This window comes from Burkholderia sp. 572, from assembly GCF_040545135.1.
GTDB lineage: Bacteria > Pseudomonadota > Gammaproteobacteria > Burkholderiales > Burkholderiaceae > Burkholderia > Burkholderia cepacia.
Window position 1 is genome coordinate 137,805 of record NZ_JBEPLH010000008.1, and the last position, 22,927, is coordinate 160,731.

General features: G+C 67.3%; 22 protein-coding genes. 8 read left to right on the top strand and 14 right to left on the bottom strand.

All coding sequences use genetic code 11. The annotated features are described in order from the left end of the window. Window positions 1-858: a LysR family transcriptional regulator gene (locus tag ABIC51_RS16995; RefSeq protein ID WP_027791056.1), complete on the bottom strand. Its 858-nt coding sequence runs from the start codon at window positions 856-858 to the stop codon at window positions 1-3. 115 nt (window positions 859-973) lie between these two features. Here ABIC51_RS16995 and ABIC51_RS17000 point away from each other — a divergent pair, with 115 nt between their 5' ends. The 3 genes from ABIC51_RS17000 to ABIC51_RS17010 all read left to right on the top strand — a co-directional run bounded on the left by ABIC51_RS17000 (window position 974) and on the right by ABIC51_RS17010 (window position 4,008). Then, complete coding sequence (locus ABIC51_RS17000; protein WP_175898094.1) at window positions 974-1,357, top strand: tautomerase family protein; 384 nt, start codon at window positions 974-976, stop codon at window positions 1,355-1,357. A gap of 130 nt (window positions 1,358-1,487) precedes the next feature. After that, window positions 1,488-3,095, top strand: a complete 1,608-nt coding sequence (locus tag ABIC51_RS17005; protein ID WP_175898093.1) for a CHAD domain-containing protein — start codon at window positions 1,488-1,490, stop codon at window positions 3,093-3,095. 76 nt (window positions 3,096-3,171) lie between these two features. Beyond that, entirely contained in the window at window positions 3,172-4,008 is an 837-nt protein-coding gene (locus ABIC51_RS17010; RefSeq protein WP_354006562.1) for a TOBE domain-containing protein, read from the top strand. Window positions 4,009-4,183: 175 nt separating this feature from the next. On the opposite strand, the gene ABIC51_RS17015 is transcribed toward ABIC51_RS17010, so the two are convergent. The 4 genes from ABIC51_RS17015 to ABIC51_RS17030 all read right to left on the bottom strand — a co-directional run bounded on the left by ABIC51_RS17015 (window position 4,184) and on the right by ABIC51_RS17030 (window position 7,255). After that, the gene (locus ABIC51_RS17015) at window positions 4,184-4,885 is read right to left on the bottom strand and encodes a sulfate/molybdate ABC transporter ATP-binding protein (protein WP_146252600.1); all 702 of its coding nucleotides are present in this window, start codon (window positions 4,883-4,885) and stop codon (window positions 4,184-4,186) included. 55 nt (window positions 4,886-4,940) lie between these two features. Further along, complete coding sequence (modB, locus tag ABIC51_RS17020; protein WP_027791061.1) at window positions 4,941-5,618, bottom strand: molybdate ABC transporter permease subunit; 678 nt, start codon at window positions 5,616-5,618, stop codon at window positions 4,941-4,943. A gap of 10 nt (window positions 5,619-5,628) precedes the next feature. Continuing rightward, window positions 5,629-6,426 (bottom strand): molybdate ABC transporter substrate-binding protein, encoded by a 798-nt coding sequence (gene modA, locus ABIC51_RS17025; protein ID WP_146252601.1) that lies wholly within the window; start codon window positions 6,424-6,426, stop codon window positions 5,629-5,631. 130 nt (window positions 6,427-6,556) lie between these two features. Further along, a complete protein-coding gene (locus ABIC51_RS17030; RefSeq protein WP_021156291.1) occupies window positions 6,557-7,255 on the bottom strand; it encodes a phosphatase PAP2 family protein in 699 nt (232 codons plus the stop codon). A 248-nt stretch (window positions 7,256-7,503) separates the two neighbouring features. Here ABIC51_RS17030 and ABIC51_RS17035 point away from each other — a divergent pair, with 248 nt between their 5' ends. Then, window positions 7,504-8,613 carry an extracellular catalytic domain type 1 short-chain-length polyhydroxyalkanoate depolymerase gene (locus ABIC51_RS17035; RefSeq protein WP_060194897.1) on the top strand — a complete coding sequence of 370 codons (1,110 nt, stop codon included), beginning with the start codon at window positions 7,504-7,506 and terminating at the stop codon, window positions 8,611-8,613. Window positions 8,614-8,694: 81 nt separating this feature from the next. Continuing rightward, a complete protein-coding gene (locus ABIC51_RS17040) occupies window positions 8,695-8,871 on the top strand; it encodes a DUF3563 family protein (RefSeq protein ID WP_021156289.1) in 177 nt (58 codons plus the stop codon). Window positions 8,872-8,984: 113 nt separating this feature from the next. Here the strand turns inward: ABIC51_RS17040 and ABIC51_RS17045 are convergent, their stop codons facing one another. The 5 genes from ABIC51_RS17045 to ABIC51_RS17065 all read right to left on the bottom strand — a co-directional run bounded on the left by ABIC51_RS17045 (window position 8,985) and on the right by ABIC51_RS17065 (window position 12,497). Further along, the gene (locus ABIC51_RS17045) at window positions 8,985-9,404 is read right to left on the bottom strand and encodes an organic hydroperoxide resistance protein (protein WP_027791065.1); all 420 of its coding nucleotides are present in this window, start codon (window positions 9,402-9,404) and stop codon (window positions 8,985-8,987) included. Window positions 9,405-9,561: 157 nt separating this feature from the next. Then, the gene (locus ABIC51_RS17050; RefSeq protein WP_027791066.1) at window positions 9,562-10,014 is read right to left on the bottom strand and encodes a MarR family winged helix-turn-helix transcriptional regulator; all 453 of its coding nucleotides are present in this window, start codon (window positions 10,012-10,014) and stop codon (window positions 9,562-9,564) included. Between the two features lie 187 nt (window positions 10,015-10,201). Next, window positions 10,202-11,011, bottom strand: coding sequence for a BPSS1780 family membrane protein (locus ABIC51_RS17055; RefSeq protein WP_027791067.1), 810 nt, complete (start codon window positions 11,009-11,011; stop codon window positions 10,202-10,204). Then, the gene (locus ABIC51_RS17060; RefSeq protein WP_060173132.1) at window positions 11,002-12,000 is read right to left on the bottom strand and encodes a homoserine kinase; all 999 of its coding nucleotides are present in this window, start codon (window positions 11,998-12,000) and stop codon (window positions 11,002-11,004) included. The genes ABIC51_RS17055 and ABIC51_RS17060 overlap by 10 nt, the downstream gene beginning before the upstream one ends. Before the next feature lie 101 nt (window positions 12,001-12,101). Beyond that, the gene (locus ABIC51_RS17065; RefSeq protein WP_021160838.1) at window positions 12,102-12,497 is read right to left on the bottom strand and encodes a hypothetical protein; all 396 of its coding nucleotides are present in this window, start codon (window positions 12,495-12,497) and stop codon (window positions 12,102-12,104) included. A gap of 129 nt (window positions 12,498-12,626) precedes the next feature. Here ABIC51_RS17065 and ABIC51_RS17070 point away from each other — a divergent pair, with 129 nt between their 5' ends. Next, a complete protein-coding gene (locus ABIC51_RS17070) occupies window positions 12,627-14,153 on the top strand; it encodes an AMP nucleosidase (protein ID WP_027791069.1) in 1,527 nt (508 codons plus the stop codon). Between the two features lie 610 nt (window positions 14,154-14,763). On the opposite strand, the gene ABIC51_RS17075 is transcribed toward ABIC51_RS17070, so the two are convergent. From ABIC51_RS17075 to ABIC51_RS17090, 4 genes are all read right to left on the bottom strand, one after another. Further along, complete coding sequence (locus tag ABIC51_RS17075) at window positions 14,764-15,327, bottom strand: tautomerase family protein (RefSeq protein WP_059693927.1); 564 nt, start codon at window positions 15,325-15,327, stop codon at window positions 14,764-14,766. A gap of 149 nt (window positions 15,328-15,476) precedes the next feature. Then, window positions 15,477-16,469, bottom strand: coding sequence for a GlxA family transcriptional regulator (locus ABIC51_RS17080; protein ID WP_354006563.1), 993 nt, complete (start codon window positions 16,467-16,469; stop codon window positions 15,477-15,479). 232 nt (window positions 16,470-16,701) lie between these two features. Further along, entirely contained in the window at window positions 16,702-17,010 is a 309-nt protein-coding gene (locus ABIC51_RS17085) for a hypothetical protein (protein WP_175898092.1), read from the bottom strand. Between the two features lie 391 nt (window positions 17,011-17,401). After that, on the bottom strand, window positions 17,402-18,160 hold the full coding sequence (locus tag ABIC51_RS17090; protein ID WP_027791073.1) for an LOG family protein: 759 nt from the start codon (window positions 18,158-18,160) through the stop codon (window positions 17,402-17,404). A 1-nt stretch (window position 18,161) separates the two neighbouring features. Between ABIC51_RS17090 and polA the strand changes: the two genes are divergently transcribed. Together polA and ABIC51_RS17100 are read left to right on the top strand one after the other, a co-directional pair. Further along, a complete protein-coding gene (polA, locus tag ABIC51_RS17095) occupies window positions 18,162-20,915 on the top strand; it encodes a DNA polymerase I (RefSeq protein ID WP_027791074.1) in 2,754 nt (917 codons plus the stop codon). A gap of 271 nt (window positions 20,916-21,186) precedes the next feature. After that, complete coding sequence (locus ABIC51_RS17100; RefSeq protein WP_042975832.1) at window positions 21,187-22,521, top strand: NAD(P)/FAD-dependent oxidoreductase; 1,335 nt, start codon at window positions 21,187-21,189, stop codon at window positions 22,519-22,521. Window positions 22,522-22,927: the final 406 nt, after the last annotated feature.

The window sequence follows — 22,927 nt, forward strand, 5'->3', positions numbered from 1 at the left end:
TTACGCCGAGATTGCAAGGCTGTCGGCAAACCTGCGCAGCGCGGCGGCCGCGCGTGGGTCGCGCACGCGCGAGTAGAGCACGACCTGCGACAGCGGCAGCGGCGGCAGCCCGAATTTCGCACCGACGTCGACCAGCGTGCGCGGCGCGACACGCCGCGCGAGCGGGCAGACGGCAAGCCCCGCGGCAGCGGCGGCCGTGACGGCCGCGACCCCCCCTCCCGTAAAGCGTTCTCGCCACGGCTGCCCCGCGTGATCGAGGGCGCGCAGCGCGGCCGCACGCACGCCGCACGGGCCGGCCAGCACCGCGAGCGGCAGCGGCTCGCCTGCACGCGGTGCCCAGTCCGGCGCGGCGAGCCAGGCCAGCGGCTCTGCAAACAGCAACGTGCCGTCTTCGCGCGGCGGGTCCTCGCCCGGCTCGTGCCGCACGATCACCGCATCGAACCGGCGTTCGTCGTATTGCGCGAGCAGGTTCGTCGACGTTCCGAGATGCATTTCGAGCGACAGCCCCGGGTCCTGCCGATGCAGGCTCGTGAGCACGGCCGGCAGGTCGGGCACGGCGACATGCTCGCTGACGCCGAGCGCGAGCCGGTGCGTGCCGGCCGAGATCGCGCCGAGCGCGTGGTCGTGCGCGTCGAGCAGCGCGCGGGCGGCCGGCAGGAAATTCTCGCCGTCGGCGGCCAGCTTGACCACGCGCGGCGTGCGTGCGAGCAGTGGTTTGCCGAGGTGCGCTTCCAGCCGTTTCAGCTTCAGGCTCACGGCCGACTGCGTGGTGCCGAGCGCGTCGGCGGCGCGCGTGAAGCTGGCGAGATCGGCGACCAGCACGAACGCGCGTACGGCATCGAGGTCGAGGACTTTCATTTTCGATGTAAATGGATGAAATATTCATCAATGACTGTTCATTATAGTTCGGCGCGCCTAACCTGACGCTGTGTTTCCGTTCGTCAACGTCAACTTCACCGACAGGAGCAGGACCATGCCATTCACCCGTATCGCAGTCCGCGAAGGCAAACCGGCCGCGTACCGCGCGGCGCTCGTCGATGGCGTGCATCGCGCGCTGATGCACGCGTTCAACGTGCCCGAGGACGACATCTTCATGGTCGTCACCGAGCATGCGGCCGAGAGCTTCGTGTACGGCCGCCACTACCTCGATATCGAACGCAGCGACGATCTCGTGATGATCCAGATCACCGCGAACAACACGCGCACGCTCGAGCAGAAGCGCGCGCTGTACCGGGCGATCGCGGACAACCTCGCGCAGCAGCCCGGCGTGCGGCAGCAGGACGTCTTCATCAGTCTCGTCGAGGTGCTGAAGGAGAACTGGTCGTTCGGCAACGGCCTCGCGCAGTACGCCGTTTGACCTGCGACAGGGCGACAGGGCCAGATCGTTGCCTGCCCGTTTTTGCGGCGTGTACTATGGAAGCAGCTTCACGGACGACGCCGGCACGATCGGAAGACCCGCCGGCGCTTCTTCATGTGCAGGAGCCTCCATGTCGCGTGTGCTGGAAATCGTGTTGTCGCTGTCGCTGGAAGGGTGGCCGGCCAAGGCTGCGGGTCGTGCCCGCGGCATGCAGCGTGATTTCGGTGCCGAACTCGTGCGCGCGTGGCGGATCTGCCCGCAGGTCCGGATGCGCCGCGGCCATGAGCGCGTGACGATCGAGCCGTGCCAGATCGAGGAGGCCGAGCCGAGCCCCGGCGCAAGCTGGTGGACGTGGGTCGAGTCGAATGCGCATGGAAGGCGGGTCGTCGCGTCGCGCACGAAGGTGTTTGCGCCGGGGGTCACGACGCGCGAACTGTTCGACGCGGAGCATGCGGGCATCGTCGTCGCGATGCCGTTGCCTGTACCCGAGGCGGCAGGCGAAGTCGACGGCGTCGCGCCGGATACGACCGGGCGCGCAGAGGCCGGCATGCAGACGGAATCGTCGGCGCCGCGCCTCGTCAGCGAGCGGCGGCGCGGGCGGTGGGCCGACGACAGCGGCGTCGTGGTCGAGATGACGCTCGACGACGTCACGTTGCATCGCGGCGGCGAGCCGCCGCGCCGCTATGTCGAACTGCGTCTTGCCGCGCCGGACTGGGAAACCCGGGCCGCGCGCACGGCCGCGCTGCACGCGTTGTTTGCCGCGGCGCGCGAACTGAGCGGCGCGTGGCCCGCATTCGTCCAGCTGACGAGCGTGATCGATCGCGCATGTGCGGACGAGCCGGCCGCCAGCGGGCCCGTCAAGGCGCAGCCCGTCGACCTGATCGGCGTGCGCACGCAGCGCGCCGCGCTGTTCGCGTTGTCTGGCGACATCACCGCGCAATGGCTCGGCAACGAGGGCGGCGTGCTCGAGTACGACGATCCCGAATTCGTGCACCAGATGCGGGTCGCGCTGCGCCGCCTGCGTACGCTGATGCGCTTCTTCCCGCGCTTTGCCGACCGCCAGTGGCGGGACACGCTCGGCGTGGACATGCACTGGCTTGCCGCGCTGCTCGGCACGGTGCGCGACTGGGACGTGTTCGCGACCGAGAGCCTGCCCGCGCTGATCGCAGCCGACGGCGGCGACGGCGAATGGAACGGCACGCTCGACGCCGCGCGCGCGCAGTGCGTCGCGGCACGGGGCGAGCTGCGGCAGGCGCTGCATTCGGCCCGCTACGCGCGGCTGACGCTCGGCTGGCTCGAATGGCTGGGCTCGCTTGCGCTGCCGCACGCCGAAGACGGCGACGCACCCTCGCTGCGGCGCCACGCGACGAAGCGCGTGCGGCGGCTGTTCGGCCATCTGTACGCGTCGCCATCGCTCACGTCGCTCGACACGGCTGCGCGCCACCAGGTGCGGATCGATGCGAAGCGGCTGCGCTATGCGCTCGAGTTCTTCGCGTCGCTGGCATCGCGCCGCACGCGCACCGAGACGGTCAAGACGCTCGCGCGCGTGCAGAGCGTGCTCGGCGAAGCCAACGACACGATAGTCGCGCTGCATCATCTCGAGAAACTGGCGGCGCCGCCGTACCAGCTCGGTTTCGTGCGCGGCTACGGCGCGGCGCTCGAGCAGCGCGCGGCGCGCGACGCCGAGACGCTGCTTGCCAGCCTGCGGCCGCCGAAGCTCGACGGCAAGCCGGGTTGAGCGGCACGCGCCGACTATAATGGCCCGCTGATTCCGGCCCGATTCCGGCTCCGGTCCAATTCCCGCACGTATCCCGATGACCGACGCACCGCATTCTTCCCCGTCCGCCGAACCGCTCGAACTGGGCGGCGAGCTGTGGCTGCGCGCCGGCGAGCAGACGCTCGGCGGCGCCACGCGCATCGCGCTGCTCGCGGCGATCGGCGACACCGGGTCGATCACGCGCGCGGCGAAGGCCGTCGGCCTCAGCTACAAGGCCGCGTGGGATGCCGTCGACACGATGAACAATCTCGCGGGCGAACCGCTCGTCGCGCGTTCGACGGGCGGCAAGGGCGGCGGCGGCACGACGCTGACGCCGCGCGCGACATCGCTGATCGCCGCGTTCCGCACGATCGAGCGCGAGCATCGCCGGTTCATCGAGGCCGCGAGCGCGGCCGTGGCCGGGTTCGACGTCGACTGGGCGCTGATCGGCCGGATCGGGATGAAGACCAGCGCGCGCAACCAGTTGTTCGGCAAGGTCGCGGCGATCGTGCGCGGCACCGTCAACGACGAGGTCACGCTCACGCTGCCCGGCGGACAGCCGGTCGTTGCCGTGCTGACGCACGAGAGCGCCGATGCGCTCGGCCTGCAGGTTGGCGCGGATGCATGCGCGCTCGTGAAGGCGTCCTGGGTCGTGCTCGCGGCCGACGATGGCGAGCACGCGTTGACGGTGTCCGCGCGGAACCAGCTGCGCGGCCACGTGGAAACCGTCGCAGCGGGCGCGGTGAACAGCGAGGTGACACTGGCGCTCGACGGCGGCGGGACGTTGACGGCCGTCGTGACCAACGACAGCGTCGATGCGCTGCAGCTCGGTGCCGGCCGGCGCGCGATCGCGCTGTTCAAGGCGTCGAGCGTGATTCTTGCGGTGACGGGCTGAGCGGCGGCGTACCGACGCGCTTCAGCCGTTGTGTGACGGACGGAGCGAAGCCGGCGTCGCCGCTGTATCCGTACGGCGCTGGCTTCGTTTCCGCTTTCCGCTTGTGCCGCTGCTGGCGGCTTCTCTCAGGCTCCAACGTGCTTGCCACGACGACCACGGCCACGGCCACGCGCACTCAAGCGACGCGCGTCGGCCACTCGGCGTGCGGCGTCGCCGCCTGCACGCGTCCTTCGCTCAACTGCACGACCTGGTCGCCGAACGCGGCGACGTCGTCGGGATCGTGCGAGATCAGCACCATCGGGATGTCGAGCCGCGCCTGCAGCTCGGCGAGCTCGTGACGCATGCGCTGGCGCATCGCGCCGTCCAGTGCGGCGAACGGTTCGTCGAGCAGCAGGATTCGCGGCTGCGCGACCAGTGCGCGCGCGAGGGCGACGCGCTGTTTCTGCCCGCCGGACAGCTGAGACGGATACTGCCCCGCGAGCGCTTCGAGATCGAACGCTTGGAGCCAGTACGCGACTTCCGGCGGCACTGCTTTCGCGCGCGGGTTGCGCAGCCCCGGCGTGAGCCCGAACGCGATGTTCTGGCGCACGTTCAGATGCGGAAACAGCGCGTAGTCCTGGAACAGGTATGCGACGCGGCGTTCGCGGGTCGGCACGTCGATGCGGCGCGCGGCGTCGAACAGCGGTTCGCCGTTCAGCACGATCGTGCCTTCGTCGGGCGACAACAGGCCGGCGATCGCCTGCAGCGTCATGCTCTTGCCCGCGCCGGACGGCCCGAACAGCACGACGCGCTGCATCGCCGCGGTGAACGACATGTCGAGCGTGAAGCGGCGCTCGGCATTCGCGTAGGTCTTGCGGATGTCGACGACGAGGCTCATGCGGGCCTCCGCGGAAGCTGGCCGGCCACGCGCGACGATGGGCGAGGCAGGCGCGTCATGTCAGCTGGCTCCGCCGGGCACGCGACGGCACGAGCCAGCCGGTCGCGAGCAGTACGAGCACGCAGGTGATCGACGTCACCAGCACGAGGAAGTTGGCCGTGTTGTCGTCGCCGGCCTGCACAGCCGCGTAGATCGCGACCGACAGCGTCTGCGTGCGGCCGGGCAGGTTGCCCGCGATCATCAGCGTCGCGCCGAACTCGCCGAGCGCGCGTGCGAACGCGAGCAGCGCGCCCGCGAGAATGCCGCGCGTGGCGAGCGGCAGCGTCACGCGGAAGAACACCGCCGCTTCGCCGAGCCCGAGCGTGCGCGCGGCGCGTTCGAGATGCGGATCGACGCCTTCGAACGCCGCCCGCGCCGATTTCAGGATCAACGGAAACGCGACGACCATCGACGCGATCACCGCGCCTTGCCACGTGAAGACGAGCTCGATGCCGAGCCTGTCGAGCCACGCGCCGAACACGCCGCGCCGGCCGAGCAGCACGAGCAGGTAATACCCGAGCACCGTCGGCGGCAGCACGAGCGGCAGCGTCAGCACGGAATCGACGACGTCGCGCAGCGGCGAGCGCCAGCGCGCGAGCATGAACGCGGCCGCGACGCCGAGCACGATGTCGAGCGCGGTCGCCCAGCCGGCAACCTTCAGTGACAGCAGCAGCGGGACCCAGGCGTCTTGCATCGCGTTACGCTCACTTGCCCGCGGGCTTGAAGCCGAACGTCGACAGCACGGCCTGGCCTTGCGGCGACGCGACGAAGTCGATGAACGACTGCGCCTGCGTGGCGTGGCGGCTGTCCTTGACCACGGCGATCGGGTAGGTGATGGCGGTCTTGGTCGGCACCGTCAATGCGACCTTCACGCGGCCCGGCATGATCGCCGCGTCGGTGCCGAACACGAAGCCTGCGTCGACTTCGCCGCGTGCGACGTAATCGAGGCTCTGGCGCACGTTGGCTGCCAGTACGCCCTTCGCGCTGACGGCGTCCCACACACCGGCCGCGCGCAGCGCGCCTTCGGTGTAGCGGCCGACCGGCACCGACGCCGGGTCGCCGTACGCGATGCGCTTCACGCCGGGGGTGGTCAGGTCGTTCAGCGACGTCGGCGCGGCCGCGTGGCTGTCCGCCGGCACGATCAGCACGAGTGAGTTCGCCGCGAAATCGCGACGCGTGCCGGGCACGATCACCTTTTCGTCGGCCGCACGATCCATCGCCTTCTGGTCGGCCGACGCGAACACGTCGGCCGGCGCGCCCTTGGCGATCTGCTGCATCAGCACGTCCGACGCGCCGAAGTTGAACAGCACCTTGGTATCCGGATGCTGCTTCTCGTACGCATCGCCGACGGCCTTGAACGCGTTCGTCAGGCTGGCGGCGGCCGACACGACGAGTTCATCGGCGGCGGAAGCGGGCGCGCTGAACGCGACCCCGGCGGCAAGCGCGGCGATCGGCAGCAGGCGAAGCAGGGTGCGGCGAAGCGGACGGACGGTTGAGCGCATGGCGAGTTCGTTCGAATGGGTGGAAACCGTAATCGTAATATAGGGCGGGTTATAACGCTCGACATACCGCACATGCGACGGCGCGCATGGAATGGTCAGACGTGAAAAGGAGGGCCGGCCGGGTGGCCGGTCACGTACGGAGCGTCTGCGACGACGACTGGGTGCGCTGCAGCGACGACGGCTGCGATGCGGGGCGGTAGTTCGGGTTGGCCTTCCAGCGCGCGCGGACGAACGGGCGCTCGTGGCCCGACAGCTGCAGCGCCACCTTGGTGACCCAGCGATGCGACGGCACCGTGATGCCGTGCAGCGCCACGGTGACGAGCGCGAGGCTCGCGACGACCGCGGGCACCGACCAGCGGTGCGGCACCGCGCGCCACGAACCCGCGATGAACGCGAGTGCGGCGATCGCGCCGACGATACAGCCGGTGATCGATTCGGACGGCGAATGCGCGTCGAGCGCGACGCGCGACACGCCGACCGCGACGCCGGCGGCGAGCCCGAGCGCGATGCCGGCGAGCCGCACCGGCGTGCGTGTGCGGATCAGCGCCAGGAAAATCGCGACCGGATAAACCGACGTCGACAGCATCGCATGGCCGCTGAACCCGGTGAAATCCCACTTGCGGATGCCGATGCCCCAGCCGAGGAACGCGATCTTCGTCAGCGCGACCACGCCGATCGCGGCCGCGAGCACGCCGAGCCATGCGGCCGCGCGCTGCCACGAGTAGCCGAGCGCGAGCCAGACGGCGATCGTGATCGCGAGCGGCAAGGTCAGGCCGGCGCCGCCGAACGCGGTGATCATGATCCACAGGTGAGACGACAGGTCGAACATCGGGAAGGGGACAAACGAAGGCGGGGAAGATGCTTAAATCAACGCGCGAGCCGGAAAGAACGACTACAACGGATACAAGCGGCGAAGCCCCAGTATAGCGCCGCGTGCGCCCGAGCCCCGTTTTTTGCGCGGCCGGGAAATATCCGCGTGCAGGAAAAATCCCGGAAACAATGTTATGGTGCATTGCACAAAGTCGAACGCTGCATCCGCTGTGGTGCCCCTATTTTTCCTGACTGCGAGCCCGATCGATGACCAAAAGTCTGACCAAGGTGTGGCTGGGCGGCATGAAACGCATGCTGTCTCCGGCCGCCAAACGCGCGGCGCGCGATGCGCAGCGCATCACACGCGACGCACTCGAGGCAGCGGCGTCTCCCGCCGTATCGGATCTGTCCCCGCCGCGCGAATCGCGCGTGCGCCCGCGCGCGGCCGCATGGGCGGCAGGCGAATGGACGCGTGGCGAACATCCGATGGCACCCGCGCTCGGGCGCCTCGTCCAGCATCTCGCTTACGGGCTCTACGTGCCGCCCGGCCGCCGGCGTGGCGCGATGCCGCTCGTCGTGATGCTGCACGGCTGCCAGCAGTCCGTCGACGAATTCGCGCAAGGCACGCGGATGAACCTGCTGGCCGACAAGCATGGTTTCGCGGTGCTGTATCCGGAGCAGTCGCTGCGCGCCCATGCACATGGCTGCTGGCACTGGTATGAAGATACCGACCGCGCGGGCCGCGGCGAGGCGAACGCGGTGGCGTCGCTCGTCGACGCGCTCGTCGACGAACACGGTTTCGACGCATCGCGTGTTTATGTCGCGGGACTGTCGGCCGGCGCGGGCCTTGCGTCGCTTCTTGCACTGCATCATCCCGACCGCTTCGCGGCGGTGGCGCTGCACTCGGGCCCCGCGCTCGGCGAGGCGAATTCCGGCATTACCGCGATGGATGTGATGCGGCGCGGCGTGCGGCAAAACCCGGCTGCAGCCGTCGATGCGCTGGTCGATGCCGCCGCGTATCCGGGCATGCCCGCGCTGATCGTCCAGGGCGACGGCGACCACGTGGTCGCCCCGAAGAATGCCGACCAGCTGACGGTTCAGTTCATGCGGTTGAACGGGCTTGCCGACAGCCGCGGCGCACTGCGCGGCGGCGAGCGGGTCGAGACGCGCGACGCGGGCGCGCAGATCACCGATGTCTGCCGCGACGGCGAGCCTGTCGTGCGGCTCTGTCATGTGAAAGGGCTCGATCATGCGTGGGCCGGCGGCGATGAAGCCGTGCCGTTTCATGCGGCGGTCGGCCCCGATGCGAGCGCGATGATCTGGGCCTTTTTCGAGGCACAGCGGCGCACTGTGGCGACCGAACGACGCATCGTCTGATCGACGCTGGCCAAGAACTAGGGTTTTCCCTATAATCCGGGAAAACCCTAGTCAAAGAACCCTTGGATTGCGAGATCGACCATGTACCTGCTGAGCCACCTCTTCCTGATGCTGACCAAGAACGCTGAAACGGCCCGTAAAGAGCGCGCCGAGGCGTACCTGTCCGAAGCCACCGATATCTACGATCTCGAATTCCGCATGCGCAAGATCGATCGCGAATCGGCGATGAACCGCCCGTATTCGTTCGGCGCGCGCTAAGCAGCGCAGGGCGAGCCGGCCGGTCCGCCATTCCGGCGAGTCACGCAGCAGAAAAGGGCGCGTGCGGCTACATGCCGCACGCGCCCTTTTTGCATGCGTGGCGTCGCGTTGCGTCAGATGACCGTCAGGCGCACCGGTACGTTGTTGCGCGTCGCGTTCGAATACGGGCACACGTGGTGCGCCTTTTCGACCAGCGCTTGCGCGTCGGCCTTGTCGAGCCCCGGCAGCGACACGCGCAGCTCGATGTCGAGCCCGAAGCCGCCTGCGTCGTTCGGCCCGATGCCCACTTCCGCCGTGACCTGCGTGTCCGCCGGCAGCGCCTTCTTGTCCTGGCCGGCGACGAATTTCATCGCGCTCAGGAAACAGGCCGAGTAACCTGCGGCAAACAGTTGCTCCGGATTCGTGCCTTCCGCGCCCGTGCCGCCGAGTTCGCGCGGCGCGGCCAGCTTCACTTCCAGCTTGTTGTCGGCGGATACCGCGCGGCCGTCGCGGCCGCCCGTGCTCGTGGCGCTGGTCTTGTACAGAATGTTCATCGTGCAGCTCCTGTCGGGAAAAGGGAGGAAAAGCGGCCCGGTCGAACGGGGTGTCGCCGGCCACGACGAAAATATAGAACACAAATGATTAGTGTGCAAATGAAATTTTGAAGAAAAGGCCCGACGGTGCCGGGCCGGTTCGTCGATGCTTTTCCCGTCAGCGTTCGTTGGCGGCCGACAGCGCGTCGCGCAACTGGTGGAGATCGGCGCGCAGCCTGACCAGGAACTCGGGGGACTGCTGCATAGCGCAGAACAGATCGGCGGGTACCGAGCGCGCGCGCTCCTTCAGTGCACGGCCTTCCTGTGTCACGCGCACGTTCACGACGCGTTCATCGGCTGCGCTGCGCACGCGCTCGACGTAGCCGAGCGCCTCCAGCCGCTTCAGCAGTGGCGTGACCGTGGCCGGGTCGAGGTCTAGCCGCGCGGCGATGTCCTTCACGGCGATGTCGTCGCGCTCCCACAGAACGAGCATCGCGAGATATTGGGGATAGGTCAGCGACAGCTTGTCGAGCAGCGGCTTGTACGCCTTCGTCATCGCGTGCGAAGTCGAATAGAGGGCGAAGCAGAGTTGCTCGTCGAGCGTCTGGGGCAACGGGGGCGGGCGGTCCATCATTCGGGCGGCGCGTCGAACGCGCGAACAATTTGTACGCAAATCATTTTGCGCGCAAAAGATCGGGATGAACAGGGGGCGGCCGGCGCGGGGCGGTGGCCGACGGAGGCGGGGGAACGGAGGAGGCGCCGGGCGGTAACCCGGCGCGAGCGCGGCGGGCCGGCGACACGCGCCGGCCGGGGAGATTTCAGCGACCCGACGTGGTGGTCGTCGCGCCCGGCTCCTGGATGCCGAAGCAGCCGCGATAGGTCGCGTAGAACGAGCAGTACAGCATCGTGACGATGACGATCGTCACCGGCATCATGATCGTCAGCGCATAGGCGCCGGCGCCGAGCGCCTGCAGCAGCAGCGACAGGGCGAGCGACGTGCCGAGCGCGACGCCGAACCACAGCGCGCCGTACACGACGAACGCGCCGCGATTGCGCCAGCAGCTGACGACGCTGAAGAACAGCGCCTTGGCGGGCGGCACGTCATGCCACGCGACCAGCACCGGCGCGAACCAGAACAGCATCGCGACCGGCAGGTAGAGCAGCGTCGCGAACATCAGCGCGCCGAACGTGCCTTGCGCGGCGAGCGTTTCCGGCGTCGCGCTCGCTTCGTCGGCCGCGCCCATCATCACGTGGAACAGCGCGCCGCCGTCCACGAACGACGAGGCAGCGAACACGAGCACCATCGACGCGACGTAGATCACGCCGAGCACGAGCAGCCGCTGGGTCGCGACGGTGCCGTACGAGCGGAAGCCGTCGATGAGGATCGTCGGCATCACGGGCTTCCCGGCCACCGTGTCGCGGCATGCGGCCATGAAGCCGACCGCGATGCCGGGAATGAACACCAGCGGCAGCGCGGAGCCGATCACGGGCACCTGCGACACCAGCGTGATCGCCAGCAGGTACGTGAAGAACAGCGTGATGAACGCGAGCGGGTTCCGGCGGAACAGCCAGATGCCTTGGCGGAACCAGACATAGCCCGTTTTCGCGGGCACTTCGATCAGTTGCATGCGGTTTGGATCTCGGGAAGCGCGGGCGTGTGCGCGATACGCTCGCGCAGGATGCGTTCGAAATGGCCGGGGTCGTGCGGCTTGAGCATCTCGGCCGCGCGCGGCAGGTAGAAGTCGTACAGGCGCGACACCCAGAAGCGGTACGCACCCGCGCGCAGCATGTCGCTCCAGTGGCGGCGCTCCTCGGCCGTGAACGGCCGCACGGTCTGGTACGCGCGCAGCAGCGCATCGGCGCGCGCGACGTCGAGCACGCCGGTCGCGAGGTCGACGCACCAGTCGTTGACCGTGACCGCGACGTCGAACAGCCACTTGTCGCAGCCCGCGAAATAGAAGTCGAAGAAGCCGCCGAGCCGCACGTCATGGCCGGTGCCGGGCGCCGCGTGCGCGAACAGCACGTTGTCGCGGAACAGGTCGCAATGGCACGGTCCGGCCGGCAGCGCCGCGTAATCGTCCGACGCGAAGAAGCTGGCCTGATGCGCGAGTTCGCTTTCCAGCAGCGCGCGCTGCGCGTCGGTGATGAACGGCGAGATCGCCGGTGCGTTCTCCTGCCACCACGGCAGGCTGCGCAGGTTCGGCTGGTTGCGCGGATAGTCGCGGCCGGCGAGGTGCATGCGCGCGAGCATCTGCCCGACCTCGATACAGTGTTCGACCCCCGGCGCGAGTTCGGCGGAGCCGTCGAGCTTCGTGACGATCGCGGCCGGCTTGCCGTGCAGCTCGCCGAACAGCGCGCCGTCGTCACGCGGGATCGGATCCGGCACCGGTACGCCGTGGCCGGCCAGATGGCGCATCAGGTCGAGGTAGAACGGCAGTTGCTGCGCCGTCAGGTTTTCGAAGATCGTGAGGACGTATTCGCCGCGCGTCGTCGTCAGGAAGAAATTGCTGTTTTCGATACCGGACGGAATGCCGCGGAACGCAAGCACGTCGCCCAGTTCGTAGTGGCGCATCCATTGCGCGAGATCGGAGTCGGAAACAGCTGTGAAAACGGCCATGCGGGATGCGTCAGGTCAGGGTGTCGGCACGCGGGCGGCGTGCGTCGCGACAGCAGGTGAAGGGAAGCGGCGCGCGGCGTTCGGTGCGGCGCGCCACGGAATCAGTAGCGCAGGTTCAGCGACGGCAGGCGCGTGATCGGGATGCCCGCGTCGTGCGGCTTCGGCGACGTGTCGGGCGTCGAGCTCATCTGGTAGCGCGTGCCGAAGTTCGACTTCACGTCGATCTCGACCGGCTTGCCGCGATCGCGGTACTCGGTGACTTCGGTGCCGTTCTTGCTCTTTTCGTGGAAGCTCGGCGTGCGGCGGATGTCGGCGAAGTCGACTTTCGACGTGACTTCGGCGCCCGGCCGGTTGATCTTGCGGAGATCGGGCAGGCCGGCGGCCTCGTTGGCCTCGGCCCGTGCCTGCGCGTCGGCGTCAGGCGTGCCGCCGGCGGCGTAAGCGGCGCTGGCGGCGGCAAACGCGGCGGCAGCGACGACGAGAATGAGCGGCTTCATGATGAGTCTCCAGTGAACCCACCGATTTTAGCAAATACTGCGCACCATCCGGCCCTCGCGTGCGTGGGGGCAGCCACAAGGGCGACCGGGTTCCGTGGTAATGTCGTCGGATCAGACGAGGTGATGAAAATGAAGAACGATTTGAGCCGCCGGCACCGTGTGCTGACGCCCGAGAGCCCGTCGGTCGAGGCTTTCGACGATCCGGTCGCCGCCGTCGCGCGGCTGTCCGCCATTTACGACACGAACACGGGTTTCCTGCGTGACGCATTCGCGCGCTATCGCCGCCACGAACCGATCACCGAGCACGTGCGAGCGTGCTACCCGTTCGTGCGGATCCGCACCGATGTCAACACGCACGTCGATTCGCGCCGCTCGTACGGTTTCGTCGCGGGCCCCGGCGTGTTCGAGACGACGGTCACGCGCCCCGACCTCTTCGCGAACTACTATCGCGAGCAACTGCGCCTGCTGGCGAAGAACCACCATGTAAAGATCGAGATCGGCGTGTCGTCGCAGCCGATTCCGATCCATTTCGCGTTTCCCGAAGGCATCCATCTCGAGGGCGAGCTCGACCGCGACCGCCTGCTCGCGATGCGCGACATCTTCGATACGCCCGACCTGTCGTATCTCGACGATCGTATCGTCAACGGCACGTTCGAGCCGGCGCCGGGCGAGCCGCATCCGCTCGCGCTGTTCACGGCCGCGCGCGTCGACTTCTCGCTGCACCGGTTGCGCCACTACACGGCGACGTCGCCCACGCATTTCCAGAACTACGTGCTCTACACGAACTACCAGTTCTACATCGACGAGTTCGTGAAGCTGGGCCGCACGGTGATGACGGAGAGCGACGATCCCGAGGTGCGCGCGTATCGCAGCCAGTACAGCTCGTTCGTCGAGCCGGGCGATGTCGTGACCTACAACGCGAACCTCGGCAGCGAGCCGGCCGAGGGCGCCGCGCCGCCGCGCCTGCCGCAGATGCCCGCGTATCACCTGAAGCGCGCGGACGGCAGCGGGATCACGATGGTCAACATCGGCGTCGGTCCGTCGAACGCGAAGACGATCACCGATCACATCGCGGTGCTGCGTCCGCACGCGTGGGTGATGCTCGGTCACTGCGCGGGGCTGCGCAATACGCAGCGTCTCGGCGACTACGTGCTCGCACACGGCTACGTGCGCGAGGATCACGTGCTGGATGCCGACCTGCCGCTGTGGGTGCCGATTCCGGCGCTCGCCGAAGTGCAGCTCGCGCTCGAGCGCGGGGTGGCCGACGTCACGCGGCTCGATGGCGTCGAACTGAAGCGCGTGATGCGCACGGGCACCGTCGCGAGCGTCGACAACCGCAACTGGGAGCTGCGCGATCATCGCGAACCCGTGCAGCGCCTGTCGCAGAGCCGCGCGATCGCGCTCGACATGGAAAGCGCGACGATCGCCGCGAACGGCTTCCGCTTCCGCGTGCCGTACGGCACGCTGCTCTGCGTGTCGGACAAGCCGCTGCACGGCGAGCTCAAGTTGCCGGGCATGGCCGATACGTTCTATCGCGGGCAGGTCGACCAGCATCTGCAGATCGGCGTGAAGGCGATGGAGATCCTGCGCACGAACGGGCTCGACAAGCTGCATAGCCGGAAACTGCGGAGCTTTGCGGAAGTGGCGTTTCAGTGATGTGAGCGGCGGCCCCGGGTGCGGTGCGCGTCGCGATGTCAGGCGCAATCGCGAACCGGGGCATGACGGGCTTCAAGGCGGCAGGCGTGCACTTGTACCGCTCCATCTGGCCGTGCGTAGCCACTCGCGGTGGCCGCGTCGCGGCCTTAGTACTGGAACTCGATCATTTTCTGCAATTTGGAAGTTGTCCTATTGGTTGCCTCTGTCATCGAGAATATGCTCTCCTGCGCGGCGTTATTCGACGCCCGTACGAAGGGACGGCGAACAGTCGATCCGATCGATTCCTATCAAAATGAAAGAGGGCATACCTGATGAAAATCAATCTCTTGCTGGCTTCCCTGATGTTCACCACATCTCTGTCGGCAATGGCCGCAACCGCGGTGATCGGCCCGTCCAATCCTTGTGCACCCGTCGCAGTAATCGGTCCGTCCAACCCCTGCAAACCCGTCGCGGTGATTGGTCCCGGCCCTGTCAAAAAGTGTCCGTGCTATTGACCGAATAAGTGATTGAACAGGTGCGCTCGCCCTTGGGCGCATCTCGTCCGTGTATTGCTTTTTCGTGCCGTCCGGCACGCTGCTATGCGTGTCGGACAAGCAGCTGCGCGCCGGGGTCAGCGCGCGGCTTTGGCGGCCGGTTCGTGCGATCCACTCCGAGCCGTTTCCAACATCGAATCTCGCACCGCATCGACGACCCGACCCGCATCCGCCTGTCGCTTGATCGCCAGCCGCCATTCCCCGAGCGCCCGCAGTTCGGCGCCACCGAAATATTCCATGATGTCCGGCAGGCGGCGCACGACGCCGCGGCTGCCCCAGCAGCCGTCGTCGATTTCCGTTGGAAAGACCCACACGCGCGTCGCGACGGCGTCGACCGGCAGGCCCTCCGCGCGCGCGACGGCAGCGGTCACGTCCGCGATCAGCCCGGCACGCGCGGCATCCGTGTACTGACCTTCCGGCACGGTCGGCACGATCCGGTAGATCGGCGCAGGCGCGACAGCCCCAGCGCGATACACGGCTGCCGGCCGATGGACGAAGATCCAGGTCACGTCCCGCGTGCGCGGATCGTCGGGATCGAGTCCCTCGTGACGGATCAGCGTTCCGGTCAGTTCTTCCATCAGTTGGGCTTCGGCCTGCGGTGCGAGCGCACCTTCGGGAATGTAGACGTCGATCATCGGCATGATGGTGTCCTGGTTCGGTGAGGATGGCGTCGCTCCGATGCCGGGCGACGTGAATCCAGTGTACGAACCTCATGCCGCCACGCGGAGTGGCGAAACTGCCATTCGACGATGCCATTTCCGACACTGCACCCGACGACGGTTGCGCGCGCTTATCGCGTGAAGCGACGGCGATACTCGCCGGGGGAAATGCCGGTCTCGCGCTTGAACAGTTGCCGGAAGCCGCTGATGTCCGCATAGCCGACGCGCTCGCAGACGGTGTCGATCGCGAGCGTCGTTTCCGCGAGCAGCCGCTTCGCGACTTCGATCCTGAGCGTCTGCAGATACCTGAGCGGCGGCGCGCCCACGGCGTCCCTGAAGCGGCGATGGAGCGTGCGCTCGCTCATCGCGACGTGATCGCTCAGCCGGGCGAGGCTGAACGGCTCGCGCAGGTGCTTTTCCATCCAGCGTTGGGCGCGTGCGATGGCCGCATCGTCGTGCCCGTCATGCCCCATCCGGCCGAGATCGATGAATGAATCCTGCGACACGCGGTTCACGTCGATCGGCATGACCTTGGCGACGGCCGCGGCAAGGCGCGCGTTCGCCAGTTTGTCGACGACCCGCAACGCGAGATTCTGATACGACGTGACGGCGCCGCCGCACAATATGCCGTCCTGTTCGGTCAGGACGTCCGACGCGCGCAATGCCACGTCCGGATAGCGTACGCGGAAGCTCGATGCTTTCGACCAGTGCGTCGTGGCGACGCGGCCGTCGAGCAGCCCGGCTTCCGCGAGCAGGAACGCGCCCGTGCAGTACGTCGCGATCAGTGTGCCGCGCGCATGTTGCCGGCGCAGCGCGTCGAACAGCGGCGCGAGTGACGCCGGCCGGGCGAGCAGCCGCTCGAGATCGGCGACGAACGGAGCGGTGAGCCAGATCGCATCGGCGGTGCCGTGACCGTCGATCGTGCCGTCGACCGCGGCGGCCTGGCCGGAAGCCGTGCGTACCGGCTTGCCGTCGATCGATTCGATGCGCCAGCGAAACGGGGCTTGCGGCCGGCCGATACGTAATGACGGGGCGAGATGATTGGCTGCCGTGAAGATGTCGGTCGGCGCGGCGATGCCAGACGCAAGGGCATGGTCGACAGCCCAGATCCGGATGAGTGGCATGGGTGGCGGGAATGGCCATGGACAGGGCCGATCCTACCATTGGTTCCCACGGTCGTGCGGGCGGTTGCAGGCACGCGCTGCACCGGCCCGCGGCGTGCGCGGCAGTCGGGCTTGCCGCTCGCATCGCCGGTGGGGGGGCAGGGATGGCGCGGAGCGCGCCGCTGAAAGCGACAAGGCCGCCCGGCGCTGAAGCGCACGGGCGGCCTTGCCGGTCAGGCGATTGCGCTGTCGCTCAGCACTCGCCCTTCTTCGCGTGCCCCGGCGGGCAGTGATAGCCGCGGCGATCCGGGCCATGTGCGCGGCCGCGATAACGCTGGTGATCTTCCCATTCGCGGCGTTCCCAGTAGCGGTGGCCGTCCCAGTAGCGGTCGCCGTGCCAGCCGACGATGACCGCGGGCGCCGGGGCGACCACGACGGGCGCGGGCGCGACGACGACCGGTGCGGGCGTGCCGATGTTGACGTCGACGTTGACGGCGTGGGCGAGGCCGGACAGCGAAAGGCCGAGGCCGGCGAAGGCAAGGGCGATCAGCGAGCGTTGCATGTTCTTTTCCGTGATGTCGTTGTAAAAGGCCGGCGCGACGCGATGGAAGCGAGGGGGGATCGTTCCACCGGGGGAAACGCCGCACCGACACATGCAGTGTGCTGGTGCGCGACGGAAAACGCGAGGCGGGTTTGTTACGGCGGATTGGCGGCCGGCAGGCGCAGGGTACGGGCGCCGGGTCGCGTCATTTGACAATGGCGGCCCGCGTTTGCGGATGATTGCGCGCGTCGCACGGCACCGGCCTTGCGAATTTGACATTCGACGGCGTATGGCACGCCAGGCGCGATTAATGGCGCGTTACAAACTGACACACGGCAGGTGGCGGGATCGCCACGCCTGCCGCGCGGAAAGCGGGAAGCCGGCCCTCGGGCCGGCGGTCTTCATCGACCGGTTACAGGTAGAACATCCGGTCTTCTTCGGGGCGCGGCGGATGGCCATCGTCGTCCGAACCTTCTTCCTCGCCGCTGTCCTCGTAGAACGCGAGCACGGCGTCGAGCACCTGGTCGGGATCGTCGATCACCTGCATCAGGTTCATGTCTTCCGGATTGATGAGGCCCATCGGGATCAACTGGTCGCGGAACCATTGCAGCAGCCCCTTCCAGAACTCGCTGCCGACGAGGATGATCGGCACGAGGCGCGACTTCTTCGTCTGGATCAGCGTGAGCACTTCCGACAGCTCGTCGAGCGTGCCGAAGCCGCCCGGCATCACGATCACCGCATCCGAATTCTTCACGAACGTGACCTTGCGCGTGAAGAAGTGGCGGAAGCGCAGCGAGATGTCCTGGTAGTGGTTGCCGGCCTGTTCGTGCGGCAGCTCGATGTTCAGGCCGACCGACGGCGCCTTGCCGGCGTGCGCGCCCTTGTTCGCGGCTTCCATGATGCCGGGGCCGCCGCCGGAGATCACGGCGAAGCCGGCGTCGGAAAGCTTGCGTGCGATCTGCACGGCGAGCTTGTAGTGCGGCGTGTCGGGCTTGAGGCGGGCAGAACCGTAGATGCTGACGGCCGGGCGGATCTCCGACAGGTACTCGGTCGCCTCGATAAACTCTGCCATAATCGTGAACATCTGCCACGATGCGCGCGCCTTCTTGGCCGTCGCGCGTTCTTGATCTGCGAGCGAACGCAGACTCGGAATCACTTTTCTCTTGTTCATAATGCCTGAAGAACGAAATCTGGAAGGTAAGACCCTGCTATTGGTTGACGGTTCGAGCTATCTGTATCGGGCTTACCATGCGATGCCTGATTTGCGTGGCCCTGGCGGGGAGCCGACCGGAGCGCTCTACGGAATCATCAACATGCTGCGCCGTATGCGCAAGGAAGTCAGTGCAGAGTATAGCGCTTGCGTGTTCGATGCAAAGGGCAAGACGTTCCGTGACGACCTTTATGCCGACTATAAGGCAAACCGTCCGTCGATGCCGCCCGATCTTGCGTTGCAGGTCGAGCCGATCCACGGCGCCGTGCGTGCGCTCGGCTGGCCGCTGCTGATGGTCGAAGGCGTCGAGGCCGACGACGTGATCGGCACGCTCGCGCGCGAAGCCGAGCGGCACGGGATGAACGTGATCGTGTCGACGGGCGACAAGGATCTCGCACAGCTCGTGACCGACCGCGTCACGCTCGTCAACACGATGACCAACGAGACGCTCGATCGCGATGGCGTGATCGCGAAGTTCGGCGTGCCGCCCGAGCGGATCATCGATTACCTCGCGCTGATCGGCGACACCGTCGACAACGTACCGGGCGTCGAGAAGTGCGGGCCGAAGACGGCCGTGAAATGGCTGGCCCAATACGACAGCCTCGACGGCGTGATCGAGCATGCGGGCGACATCAAGGGCGTGGTCGGCGACAACCTGCGCCGCGCGCTCGACTTCCTGCCGCTCGGCCGCAAGCTCGTGACCGTCGAGACGGCCTGCGATCTCGCACCGCACCTCGAATCGATCGAGGCGTCGTTGAAGACGGACGGCGAAGCCCGCGACATGATGCGCGACATCTTCGCACGCTACGGCTTCAAGACCTGGCTGCGCGAAGTCGACAGCGCGCCGGCCGAAGGCGGCGGCGCCGATGCGCCGGAAGGCGAGCCGGCGCCGGTGGTGGCAGCCGACATCGTCCGCGAATACGACACGATCCAGACCTGGGAGCAGTTCGACGCGTGGTTCGCCAAGATCGACACGGCCGCGCTGACCGCGTTCGACACCGAGACGACTTCGCTCGACCCGATGCTCGCGCGGCTCGTCGGCCTGTCGTTCTCGATCGAGCCGGGCAAGGCGGCATACCTGCCGGTTGCGCACCGCGGGCCCGACATGCCCGAACAGCTTCCGCTCGACGAAGTGCTCGCGCGCCTGAAGCCGTGGCTCGAATCGGCCGATCGCAAGAAGGTCGGCCAGCACCTGAAATACGACGCGCAGGTACTCGCGAACTACGACATCGAACTGAACGGCATCGAGCACGACACGCTGCTCGAATCGTACGTCGTCGAATCGCACCGCACGCACGACATGGACAGCCTCGCGCTGCGTCATCTGGGCGTCAAGACGATCAAGTACGAAGACGTGGCCGGCAAGGGCGCGAAGCAGATCGGTTTCGACGAAGTGGCGCTTGCGGAGGCCGCCGCATACGCGGCCGAAGATGCGGACATCACGCTGCAACTGCATCACGTGCTGTATCCGCAGGTTGCACGCGAACCGGGCCTCGAGCGCGTGTATCGCGAGATCGAAATGCCCGTGTCGCTCGTGCTGCGCAAGATGGAACGCACGGGCGTGCTGATCGACGATGCGCGCCTGCAGGCGCAGAGCACCGAAATCGCGACGCGCCTGATCGAGCTCGAAGGGCAGGCGTACGAACTGGCCGGCGGCGAATTCAATCTCGGCTCGCCGAAACAGATCGGGCAGATTTTCTTCGAGAAGCTGCAACTGCCGGTCGTGAAAAAGACGCCGAGCGGCGCGCCGTCGACCGACGAGGAAGTGCTGCAGAAACTGGCCGAGGACTACCCGCTGCCGAAGCTGCTGCTCGAGCATCGCGGGCTGTCGAAGCTGAAGTCGACCTATACCGACAAGCTGCCGCGCATGGTGAACCCGTCCACGGGCCGCGTGCACACGAATTACGCGCAGGCCGTCGCGGTCACGGGCCGTCTCGCGTCGAACGATCCCAATCTTCAGAACATTCCGGTGCGCACGGCCGAGGGCCGGCGGATCCGCGAGGCGTTCATCGCCTCGCCGGGCCACCGGATCGTGTCGGCCGATTATTCGCAGATCGAACTGCGGATCATGGCGCATATCTCGGGCGATGCGTCGCTGCTGCGCGCGTTCTCGCAGGGCGAGGACATTCACCGTGCAACGGCCGCCGAGGTGTTCGGCGTGACGCCGCTGGAGGTCAATTCCGACCAGCGCCGGATCGCGAAGGTGATCAACTTCGGGCTCATCTACGGGATGAGCGCGTTCGGGCTCGCGTCGAACCTCGGCATTACGCGCGATGCGGCGAAGCTCTACATCGACCGGTATTTCGCCCGTTATCCGGGCGTCGCGCAGTACATGGAAGACACGCGCTCGGTGGCGAAGGAGAAGGGCTACGTCGAAACCGTTTTCGGTCGCCGCCTGTGGCTGCCCGAGATCAACGGCGGCAACGGGCCGCGCCGCCAGGCAGCCGAGCGCGCGGCGATCAATGCGCCGATGCAGGGCACGGCGGCCGACCTGATCAAGCTGTCGATGATCGCGGTGGACGACTGGCTCACGCGCGACAAGCTTGCGTCGCGGATGATCATGCAGGTGCACGATGAACTGGTGCTCGAGGTGCCCGACGGCGAGCTGTCGCTGGTGCGCGAGAAACTGCCGGAAATGATGTGCGGCGTGGCGAAGCTCAAGGTGCCGCTCGTCGCCGAAGTGGGTGCCGGCGCGAACTGGGAAGAGGCACACTGACGCACCGCCACGCGGTTCCCGATTCCTGCGGCATATTGTTGCAGGGATGCTGAATATCGAGATGGTTTGCTTGTGGTCAACGCGCAAGCTCCCGGACAATGCATGTCATGGACACGGGGGCTTGCGCGCCCCGCGTTCCCGGGGCGGTCGCATCGAAGTGCTTCGAACTGCACATCGATGATGTCCGAACCGGTTAATCCAACGGGTGGCGCGAATGCATCGCGTTCGCACTGTCCGGCGGCAGCAGTTTCGAATCGCAAAGGGGGAACAGATGCATCGGATCATCATCGTAGGCGGAGGCGCGGGCGGCCTGGAACTGGCGACGCGGCTCGGCGACCGTTACGGCGCGCGCGGCAATCGTCCCGCGCGTGCGCTTGTCACGCTCGTCGACCGCAATCCGACCCACATCTGGAAACCGCTGCTGCATGAGGTCGCGGCCGGCAGCATGGATCCGTTCACGCAGGAGCTCGAATATGCGGCGCAGGCGCGCTGGCATGGCTTCGAATTCCAGCAGGGCGAGCTGACCGGGCTCGACCGTGCGGCGAAACGCTTGACGCTGTCACCCATCAACGACAGCGACGGCGAGGAACTGCTGCCGGCGCGCGAGCTGGAATACGACACGCTCGTGATCGCGATCGGCAGCACGACCCACTTCTTCGGCGTGCAGGGCGCATCGGAAAACGCGATCGCGCTCGATACGGTCGGCGAGGCCGAGCGTTTCCGCAAGCGGCTGATCGCCGCGTGCATGCGTGCGGAACATCAGGCGCCGGCGCCGACCGCGCCGGGCGAGGCGGCCGAGCCGCGCATCCAGGTCGTGATCGTCGGTGGCGGCGCGACGGGCGTCGAGTTGTCCGCCGAGTTGCGCAACACCGCGCAGGTGTTGTCGGCCTACGGGCTGCACAAGCTCGACCCGCGGCACGACGTCGGCATCGTGCTGATCGAATCGGGGCCGCGAATTCTCCCGGCGTTGCCGGAGCGCGTGTCGTCGGCGACGGCCGAACTGCTCGAAAAGATCGGCGTGCGGCTGATGCTTGCCGAGCGCGTGACCGAGGTGGCGCCCGGGGCCGTTCATACGGCGAGCGGCAAGACGGTGCGTGCCGACCTGACGGTCTGGGCCGCAGGCATCAAGGCGCCGTCAGTGCTCGCCAATCTCGATGGCCTTCAGGTCAACAAGCTCGGCCAGCTTGACGTGCGCCGCACGCTGCAGACCTTTACCGACGACAACGTGTTCGCGCTAGGCGATTGTGCGGCATGCGCATGGCCCGGCAACGAGCGCAACGTGCCGCCGCGCGCGCAGGCTGCGCACCAGCAGGCGAGCTTCCTGCTGAAGGCAATCGGCTGTCGGCTCGACGGGCGCCCGCTGCCCGAATTCACCTATCGCGACCTGGGCTCGCTCGTGTCGCTCGGCCATTTCAGTGCGGTCGGCAACCTGATGGGCGGGCTGATCGGCGGCAACATGCTGATCGAAGGGCTGTTCGCGCGCTTCATGTACATGTCGCTGTACCGGATGCACATCGCCGCGCTGCACGGCTATCCGCGCATGATGCTCGACACGGTTGCGCACTGGCTGCGGCGCACGACGCTGCCGCGCGTCAAGTTGCACTGAGCGCGCGTTCGCGCGGGAAGCGGGCGGGGAGCGCACGTCGTGCGTAGTCCCTGCCCGTCGTTCTTTGCGGGCTGCCGTGCCGGCGTGTGACGGGCAACATCGACCGCGTGTTTTTCGTTTCAATTCGCCAGCATCCGATCGCTCGACGGCGATCGACATGCGGCTTGTTGCATCGCGATTCGATGGGGCGCCTGCGGTTTTTGCGCGGCGATCGGCGTGTCGAAGCAACGCGCCGTAATCGAGTCTTACATATCCGACAGTTGACGTGACAACGGATTATTGGGCATCTTGTCCGGGTTTCCGTTTGCGGCGGGGTGCCAACCGCCGCGACATCCGCGCCGCATGCCGGCGCGATGCCACGTCATACCGTATTCGCGATCGTGACGGCGGCGCCCAATCGAGGAGT

What these genes read in the sequence shown, in the direction of transcription:
- ABIC51_RS17015 (WP_146252600.1), bottom strand. Translation starts at nt 4,885, where the DNA reads ATGAGCCTCGTCGTCGACATCCGCAAGACCTACGCGAATGCCGAGCGC.
- ABIC51_RS17065 (WP_021160838.1), bottom strand. Translation starts at nt 12,497, where the DNA reads ATGAAGCCGCTCATTCTCGTCGTCGCTGCCGCCGCGTTTGCCGCCGCC.
- ABIC51_RS17080 (WP_354006563.1), bottom strand. Translation starts at nt 16,469, where the DNA reads ATGCCACTCATCCGGATCTGGGCTGTCGACCATGCCCTTGCGTCTGGC.
- ABIC51_RS17005 (WP_175898093.1), top strand. Translation starts at nt 1,488, where the DNA reads ATGTCGCGTGTGCTGGAAATCGTGTTGTCGCTGTCGCTGGAAGGGTGG.
- ABIC51_RS17050 (WP_027791066.1), bottom strand. Translation starts at nt 10,014, where the DNA reads ATGGACCGCCCGCCCCCGTTGCCCCAGACGCTCGACGAGCAACTCTGC.
- ABIC51_RS17090 (WP_027791073.1), bottom strand. Translation starts at nt 18,160, where the DNA reads ATGAACAAGAGAAAAGTGATTCCGAGTCTGCGTTCGCTCGCAGATCAA.
- ABIC51_RS17055 (WP_027791067.1), bottom strand. Translation starts at nt 11,011, where the DNA reads ATGCAACTGATCGAAGTGCCCGCGAAAACGGGCTATGTCTGGTTCCGC.
- modA (WP_146252601.1), bottom strand. Translation starts at nt 6,426, where the DNA reads ATGCGCTCAACCGTCCGTCCGCTTCGCCGCACCCTGCTTCGCCTGCTG.
- ABIC51_RS17100 (WP_042975832.1), top strand. Translation starts at nt 21,187, where the DNA reads ATGCATCGGATCATCATCGTAGGCGGAGGCGCGGGCGGCCTGGAACTG.
- ABIC51_RS16995 (WP_027791056.1), bottom strand. Translation starts at nt 858, where the DNA reads ATGAAAGTCCTCGACCTCGATGCCGTACGCGCGTTCGTGCTGGTCGCC.
- modB (WP_027791061.1), bottom strand. Translation starts at nt 5,618, where the DNA reads ATGCAAGACGCCTGGGTCCCGCTGCTGCTGTCACTGAAGGTTGCCGGC.
- ABIC51_RS17035 (WP_060194897.1), top strand. Translation starts at nt 7,504, where the DNA reads ATGACCAAAAGTCTGACCAAGGTGTGGCTGGGCGGCATGAAACGCATG.
- ABIC51_RS17010 (WP_354006562.1), top strand. Translation starts at nt 3,172, where the DNA reads ATGACCGACGCACCGCATTCTTCCCCGTCCGCCGAACCGCTCGAACTG.
- ABIC51_RS17075 (WP_059693927.1), bottom strand. Translation starts at nt 15,327, where the DNA reads ATGCCGATGATCGACGTCTACATTCCCGAAGGTGCGCTCGCACCGCAG.
- ABIC51_RS17045 (WP_027791065.1), bottom strand. Translation starts at nt 9,404, where the DNA reads ATGAACATTCTGTACAAGACCAGCGCCACGAGCACGGGCGGCCGCGAC.
- ABIC51_RS17040 (WP_021156289.1), top strand. Translation starts at nt 8,695, where the DNA reads ATGTACCTGCTGAGCCACCTCTTCCTGATGCTGACCAAGAACGCTGAA.
- ABIC51_RS17000 (WP_175898094.1), top strand. Translation starts at nt 974, where the DNA reads ATGCCATTCACCCGTATCGCAGTCCGCGAAGGCAAACCGGCCGCGTAC.
- ABIC51_RS17030 (WP_021156291.1), bottom strand. Translation starts at nt 7,255, where the DNA reads ATGTTCGACCTGTCGTCTCACCTGTGGATCATGATCACCGCGTTCGGC.
- ABIC51_RS17070 (WP_027791069.1), top strand. Translation starts at nt 12,627, where the DNA reads ATGAAGAACGATTTGAGCCGCCGGCACCGTGTGCTGACGCCCGAGAGC.
- polA (WP_027791074.1), top strand. Translation starts at nt 18,162, where the DNA reads ATGCCTGAAGAACGAAATCTGGAAGGTAAGACCCTGCTATTGGTTGAC.
- ABIC51_RS17060 (WP_060173132.1), bottom strand. Translation starts at nt 12,000, where the DNA reads ATGGCCGTTTTCACAGCTGTTTCCGACTCCGATCTCGCGCAATGGATG.
- ABIC51_RS17085 (WP_175898092.1), bottom strand. Translation starts at nt 17,010, where the DNA reads ATGCAACGCTCGCTGATCGCCCTTGCCTTCGCCGGCCTCGGCCTTTCG.